1 protein-coding gene, 2 tRNA genes, 1 rRNA gene and 1 pseudogene are annotated in these 2,365 nt (G+C 36.9%); 4 read left to right on the top strand and 1 reads right to left on the bottom strand.

From position 1 onward, the window contains the following. Window positions 1-11: 11 nt before the first annotated feature. The 4 genes from rrf (at window position 12) to LZD48_RS18285 (ending at window position 1,601) form a co-directional block, all read left to right on the top strand. A 5S ribosomal RNA gene (gene rrf / locus LZD48_RS18300) occupies window positions 12-127 on the top strand. Between the two features lie 24 nt (window positions 128-151). Next, a tRNA-Asn gene (locus LZD48_RS18295) sits at window positions 152-226 on the top strand. A gap of 24 nt (window positions 227-250) precedes the next feature. After that, window positions 251-323: transfer RNA gene (locus LZD48_RS18290), tRNA-Thr, on the top strand. Between the two features lie 1,074 nt (window positions 324-1,397). Next, the gene (locus LZD48_RS18285; protein WP_310739878.1) at window positions 1,398-1,601 is read left to right on the top strand and encodes a hypothetical protein; all 204 of its coding nucleotides are present in this window, start codon (window positions 1,398-1,400) and stop codon (window positions 1,599-1,601) included. A 194-nt stretch (window positions 1,602-1,795) separates the two neighbouring features. On the opposite strand, the pseudogene LZD48_RS18280 reads toward LZD48_RS18285, so the two are convergent. After that, window positions 1,796-2,127: pseudogene (locus tag LZD48_RS18280) on the bottom strand (DUF2268 domain-containing putative Zn-dependent protease). Between the last annotated feature and the right edge of the window lie 238 nt (window positions 2,128-2,365).

The following is a 2,365-nucleotide window of genomic DNA, read 5'->3' as shown; positions in this document are numbered from 1 at the left end:
TATAGTATATGTCTGGTAATGAGGGCGGAAAGGTCACACCTGTTCCCATACCGAACACAGCAGTTAAGCTTTCCAGCGCCGATGGTAGTTGAGACCTTGTCTCTGCGAGAGTAGGACGTTGCCAGGCATATAATAATTTACATAGTATTATTCCACAGTAGCTCAGTGGTAGAGCAATCGGCTGTTAACCGATCGGTCGTAGGTTCGAATCCTACCTGTGGAGCCATTTTTATGTTTATGTTTAGAATGTGCTTCCATAGCTCAGCAGGTAGAGCGCTTCCATGGTAAGGAAGAGGTCGCAGGTTCAAATCCTGTTGGAAGCTTTTTGTAAAACGCTCTGTCTAAACGATCAGAAGCGTTTTTTTGTATATCTAATCAATATTAATATCAATATTAATATTGATATCATGATTGATATCATGAAGGAATAAATATAGGATATCAAAATGGGATTTATTTAAGCAAATAGAGGATTTTCCAAGTGAAAATATCCTGAGATGAAGCATTATTTGGACGGACTAAACGAATTGGATCAAAGTGAAGCCGTTTTAGATAAGGAGTCAAAAACTAAAATGAAAAAGTCACTAGATGAATACTCAAAAGGGGAATATTTTACTTTTGATCAGGTATTTGAAAAAAATGACAACGATGTTTGAAATTTGATTTTCAAAAAGCTCAAGAAATATTTAAACAAACTAGATAAGGTAACAAAAGAAAGAATCAAAAAAGCTCTACTGGTTCTTGCTAATAATCCATTTAATATCCATTTAGATATTAAAAAATTAGCAGGATATCAAAATGCGTATAGGTTAAGAATTGGGTAGTACAGAGCACTCTATAAAATAATGAAGAAGGAAGTTGTAATTTTGTGTTTGAATTTAGATAGTAGAGATTATAGTTTCATTTCCATCAAGTATAAATGTAAGCTTTATTCTAATCAGGGGATCCGCCTAAACTAAAACTTCGAATTAACTACTTTTTGCCTTCACAACACCACTTAACATGTCTTGGTTAACATGGTAAACACTTTAGTATAATCATCGATGACTTCTTCTCCTAGATGAATATAGTTGAACAACGATTATTTTCATTTATATAATTTTGTTTACTTATTTCAAAAACTTTATAAATAACCCAAGAACACTCGTGACTTCAGTCATGAGAGGTTCAAATTTGTTATAATTTGCCCTTCTGATCGGGACAAATGCTCTGACCCTGTGTCCCAATTCAGGCTTTTCTCCACTTCTATCTCATGCAAAATGAGTGCGGGTGTCATATTTTATGGAAATGAAGTGGGGGTGAGAGGATTGTCTGTTGATCATTATCGTAATCTCTGTATGAGATACCATCGGCGGCCTGTTGAAATAAGGACAAGGGATAGAAGAGTGCACCGTAGTATGATTGAGAGAGTGGAGTCCAATCGTGTGTATTTACGACCGTTACGAGGCTCTGGGGGATTTGTTGGCTTCGGCTATGGTTGGGTAGTTTTTGGATTTGGGATTGCCCTGGAAGTGATTGTCAGCCTTGCGTTGTTACCACTGTATTTTGCAAAACAAAAATACACAAGATTGCAATTGCAATTACATAATGTTGCAATTTGACTTTGAGCCTCTGTGGGCATGAGTACAAAGCCATGAAGCCAGCCGTAGCAAGGGCTGACTTTGCCAATGAAGGCTATCATGCCCGCCTCTCAAAGTAAAGTTGCAACGCTAAAATCCTTTGCAATACTCTGCACTTTTATTTTGCACTATACAACCACCATATTATTGGTAAGATGAAATGACACAGACGGAAATTAATCCGTCTGTGTCATTTTTGCGATAACAGAAGAAGACGTGTTCAGCAATTCTTTAGTTGAACGTTTATTTGTTTCCACGTATTGTTTTACTAAATAATAACCAGCCATCCTAGGGTAATGATCAACACCATACAATATAGCCTCATGTTCTCTGTGTCCCTTTGGAAGATCAGTGGAAGGTAGAATAAGGTGTTTCCACATTTTTCTAACTCTTCGTCTGAATAATATCGCGTCCAATCTGCACAATATTTTTTCTTGAATCGCTCCAGAACCGCATGTTCAGCCAGTCCTTCTAGGATAATTGTATCCAATAGATGATAGTCTGCCACTTTTTTATCAAATTTGTGCAGGCGTGTAACTGCTAAACTAGACTCAACAGTTTTCCACAAATAAGAGTAAACAGTTTTCACCAATTAAGACTAAACGGTTTACTAATTCCGTATCCCTTTCGGTATACTTAAATCGGAGTATGTCGAAGGGGGAGGAAATAAGGAGTGGAAAAGTGGATGATTTACCAAGAGATACATCGTTTAAAGAAAAAAGGATTCTCAAAGAGCCAGATTGCAA

Source organism: Oceanobacillus alkalisoli, from assembly GCF_021556485.1.
Taxonomy (GTDB): Bacteria; Bacillota; Bacilli; order Bacillales; family Amphibacillaceae; genus Oceanobacillus; species Oceanobacillus alkalisoli.
The sequence above is the reverse complement of the archived record's forward strand: the minus strand, read 5'-3'. Positions and strand labels throughout refer to the sequence as shown.

Bases quoted from the DNA above. Each gene is read 5' to 3' on its own strand.
- LZD48_RS18285 (WP_310739878.1), top strand. From the start codon at position 1,398: ATGATTGAGAGAGTGGAGTCCAATCGTGTGTATTTACGACCGTTACGA.